At 51.7% G+C, this 4,668-nt stretch carries 2 rRNA genes; both read right to left on the bottom strand.

Annotation, left to right across the window (positions count from 1 at the left end):
- Window positions 1-10: 10 nt before the first annotated feature.
- Window positions 11-2,948: ribosomal RNA gene (locus COI44_RS12525) — 23S ribosomal RNA — on the bottom strand.
- Between the two features lie 138 nt (window positions 2,949-3,086).
- Window positions 3,087-4,636: ribosomal RNA gene (locus COI44_RS12520) — 16S ribosomal RNA — on the bottom strand.
- Together the 16S and 23S rRNA genes form the textbook arrangement of a ribosomal RNA operon.
- Window positions 4,637-4,668: the final 32 nt, after the last annotated feature.

Below are 4,668 nucleotides of genomic sequence, written 5' to 3'. Positions count from 1 at the left end.
ATCAAACTTGTTAGTTAAGTCCTCGACCGATTAGTATCAGTCAGCTCCACGTGTCACCACGCTTCCACCTCTGACCTATCAACCTGATCGTCTCTCAGGGGTCTTACTAGCTTAACGCTATGGGAAATCTCATCTTGAGGGGGGCTTCATGCTTAGATGCTTTCAGCACTTATCCCTTCCACACATAGCTACCCAGCCATGCTCTTGGCAGAACAACTGGTACACCAGCGGTGTGTCCATCCCGGTCCTCTCGTACTAAGGACAGCTCCTCTCAAATTTCCTGCGCCCACGACGGATAGGGACCGAACTGTCTCACGACGTTCTGAACCCAGCTCGCGTACCGCTTTAATGGGCGAACAGCCCAACCCTTGGGACCGACTACAGCCCCAGGATGCGATGAGCCGACATCGAGGTGCCAAACCTCCCCGTCGATGTGGACTCTTGGGGGAGATAAGCCTGTTATCCCCGGGGTAGCTTTTATCCGTTGAGCGATGGCCCTTCCATGCGGAACCACCGGATCACTAAGCCCGACTTTCGTCCCTGCTCGACTTGTAGGTCTCGCAGTCAAGCTCCCTTATGCCTTTACACTCTTCGAATGATTTCCAACCATTCTGAGGGAACCTTTGGGCGCCTCCGTTACTCTTTAGGAGGCGACCGCCCCAGTCAAACTGCCCACCTGACACTGTCTCCGAGCCGGATCACGGCTCTAGGTTAGAATTTCAATACAGCCAGGGTAGTATCCCACCGACGCCTCCACCGAAGCTAGCGCTCCGGCTTCTCAGGCTCCTACCTATCCTGTACAAGCTGTACCAAAATTCAATATCAAGCTGCAGTAAAGCTCCACGGGGTCTTTCCGTCCTGTCGCGGGTAACCTGCATCTTCACAGGTACTATAATTTCACCGAGTCTATGGTTGAGACAGTGCCCAAATCGTTACGCCTTTCGTGCGGGTCGGAACTTACCCGACAAGGAATTTCGCTACCTTAGGACCGTTATAGTTACGGCCGCCGTTTACTGGGGCTTCAATTCAGAGCTTCTCCCGTAAGGGATAACCCCTCCTCTTAACCTTCCAGCACCGGGCAGGCGTCAGCCCCTATACTTCGCCTTGCGGCTTCGCAGAGACCTGTGTTTTTGCTAAACAGTCGCTTGGGCCTTTTCACTGCGGCTCTCCCGGGCATACACCCAAAAGAGCACCCCTTCTCCCGAAGTTACGGGGTCATTTTGCCGAGTTCCTTAACCATAGTTCTCTCGCTCACCTTAGGATTCTCTCCTCGCCTACCTGTGTCGGTTTGCGGTACAGGCACCTATTTCCTCGCTAGAAGCTTTTCTTGGCAGCGTAGAATCAGGAACTTCGGTACTATATTTCCCTCGCCATCACAACTCAGCCTTATGATGTGCGGATTTGCCTACACATCAGCCTAATTGCTTGGACGCGCATATCCAGCAGCGCGCTTACCCTATCTTTCTGCGTCCCTCCATTGCTCAAACGGAAATGAGGTGGTACAGGAATATCAACCTGTTGTCCATCGCCTACGCCTGTCGGCCTCGGCTTAGGTCCTGACTAACCCTGGGAGGACGAGCCTTCCCCAGGAAACCTTAGGCATACGGTGGACGGGATTCTCACCCGTCTTTCGCTACTCATACCGGCATTCTCACTTCTAAGCGCTCCACCAGTCCTTACGATCTAGCTTCAACGCCCTTAGAACGCTCCCCTACCACTGATACCATACGGTATCAATCCGCAGCTTCGGTGATACGTTTAGCCCCGTTACATTTTCGGCGCAGAGTCACTCGACCAGTGAGCTATTACGCACTCTTTAAATGGTGGCTGCTTCTAAGCCAACATCCTGGTTGTCTAAGCAACTCCACATCCTTTTCCACTTAACGTATACTTTGGGACCTTAGCTGGCGGTCTGGGCTGTTTCCCTCTTGACCACGGATCTTATCACTCGTAGTCTGACTCCTATGGATAAGTCATTGGCATTCGGAGTTTGACTGAATTCGGTAACCCGTTGGGGGCCCCTAGTCCAATCAGTGCTCTACCTCCAAGACTCTAACACATAAGGCTAGCCCTAAAGCTATTTCGGGGAGAACCAGCTATCTCCGAGTTCGATTGGAATTTCTCCGCTACCCACACCTCATCCCCGCACTTTTCAACGTGCGTGGGTTCGGACCTCCATTCAGTGTTACCTGAACTTCATCCTGGACATGGGTAGATCACTCGGTTTCGGGTCTACGACCACGTACTATATCGCCCTATTCAGACTCGCTTTCGCTGCGGCTCCGTCTCTTCAACTTAACCTTGCACGGGATCGTAACTCGCCGGTTCATTCTACAAAAGGCACGCCATCACTCGTTAACGAGCTCTGACTATTTGTAAGCACACGGTTTCAGGTTCTCTTTCACTCCCCTTCCGGGGTGCTTTTCACCTTTCCCTCACGGTACTGGTTCACTATCGGTCACTAGGTAGTATTTAGCCTTGGGAGATGGTCCTCCCAGATTCCGACGGAATTTCACGTGTTCCGCCGTACTCAGGATCCACTCAAGAGGGAACGAGGTTTCAACTACAGGGTTTTTACCTTCTTTGACGGACCTTTCCAGGTCGCTTCATTTACCCCGTTCCTTTGTAACTCCGTATAGAGTGTCCTACAACCCCAAGAGGCAAGCCTCTTGGTTTGGGCTATCTTCCGTTTCGCTCGCCGCTACTCAGGAAATCGCTATTGCTTTCTATTCCTCCAGGTACTTAGATGTTTCAGTTCCCTGGGTCTGTCCTCAGTACCCTATGTATTCAGGTAAAGATACTACTCCATTACGAGTAGTGGGTTTCCCCATTCGGAAATCTCCGGATCAAAGCTTACTTACAGCTCCCCGAAGCATATCGGTGTTAGTCCCGTCCTTCATCGACTCCTAGTGCCAAGGCATCCACCGTGCGCCCTTTCTAACTTAACTAATTTTAAAACTAATTGAATTAAACTTACGCAGTTTAATGAATGACATTATCTAGTTTTCAAGGTACAANNTCAAAACTAAACAAAACAATGAAGAAACATTTCATACATGAACCATCGGTTCATGATGTCTCCATAGAAAGGAGGTGATCCAGCCGCACCTTCCGATACGGCTACCTTGTTACGACTTCACCCCAATCATCTGTCCCACCTTAGGCGGCTGGCCCCTAAAAGGTTACCCCACCGACTTCGGGTGTTACAAACTCTCGTGGTGTGACGGGCGGTGTGTACAAGGCCCGGGAACGTATTCACCGCGGCATGCTGATCCGCGATTACTAGTGATTCCGGCTTCATGTAGGCGAGTTGCAGCCTACAATCCGAACTGAGAATAGTTTTATGGGATTAGCTCCACCTCGCGGTCTTGCAACCCTTTGTACTATCCATTGTAGCACGTGTGTAGCCCAGGTCATAAGGGGCATGATGATTTGACGTCATCCCCACCTTCCTCCGGTTTGTCACCGGCAGTCACCTTAGAGTGCCCAACTAAATGCTGGCAACTAAGATCAAGGGTTGCGCTCGTTGCGGGACTTAACCCAACATCTCACGACACGAGCTGACGACAACCATGCACCACCTGTCACTCTGTCCCCGAAGGGAAAGCCCTATCTCTAGGGTTGTCAGAGGATGTCAAGACCTGGTAAGGTTCTTCGCGTTGCTTCGAATTAAACCACATGCTCCACCACTTGTGCGGGCCCCCGTCAATTCCTTTGAGTTTCAGTCTTGCGACCGTACTCCCCAGGCGGAGTGCTTAATGCGTTAACTTCAGCACTAAAGGGCGGAAACCCTCTAACACTTAGCACTCATCGTTTACAGCGTGGACTACCAGGGTATCTAATCCTGTTTGCTCCCCACGCTTTCGCGCCTCAGCGTCAGTTACAGACCAGAAAGTCGCCTTCGCCACTGGTGTTCCTCCAAATCTCTACGCATTTCACCGCTACACTTGGAATTCCACTTTCCTCTTCTGCACTCAAGTTTCCCAGTTTCCAATGACCCTCCCCGGTTGAGCCGGGGGCTTTCACATCAGACTTAAGAAACCGCCTGCGCGCGCTTTACGCCCAATAATTCCGGACAACGCTTGCCACCTACGTATTACCGCGGCTGCTGGCACGTAGTTAGCCGTGGCTTTCTGGTTAGGTACCGTCAAGGTGCCAGCTTATTCAACTAGCACTTGTTCTTCCCTAACAACAGAGCTTTACGACCCGAAGGCCTTCATCGCTCACGCGGCGTTGCTCCGTCAGACTTTCGTCCATTGCGGAAGATTCCCTACTGCTGCCTCCCGTAGGAGTCTGGGCCGTGTCTCAGTCCCAGTGTGGCCGATCACCCTCTCAGGTCGGCTACGCATCGTCGCCTTGGTGAGCCGTTACCTCACCAACTAGCTAATGCGCCGCGGGCCCATCTGTAAGTGATAGCCGAAGCCATCTTTCAATAAAGGAACAGGAGTTCCTTTATGTCATCCGGTATTAGCTCCGGTTTCCCGAAGTTATCCCAGTCTTACAGGTAGGTTGCCCACGTGTTACTCACCCGTCCGCCGCTAACTAACGGGAGCAAGCTCCCATTAGTCCGCTCGACTTGCATGTATTAGGCACGCCGCCAGCGTTCGTCCTGAGCCAGGATCAAACTCTCCATAAAAGTTAAGTTTAAATCTTGTATTGCTCAAAAAA

Source organism: Bacillus sp. AFS088145, from assembly GCF_002564465.1.
Lineage (GTDB): Bacteria > Bacillota > Bacilli > Bacillales > Bacillaceae_G > Gottfriedia.
Note: the sequence above shows the minus strand (reverse complement) of the source record. Positions and strands in the feature narration are given on the sequence as shown.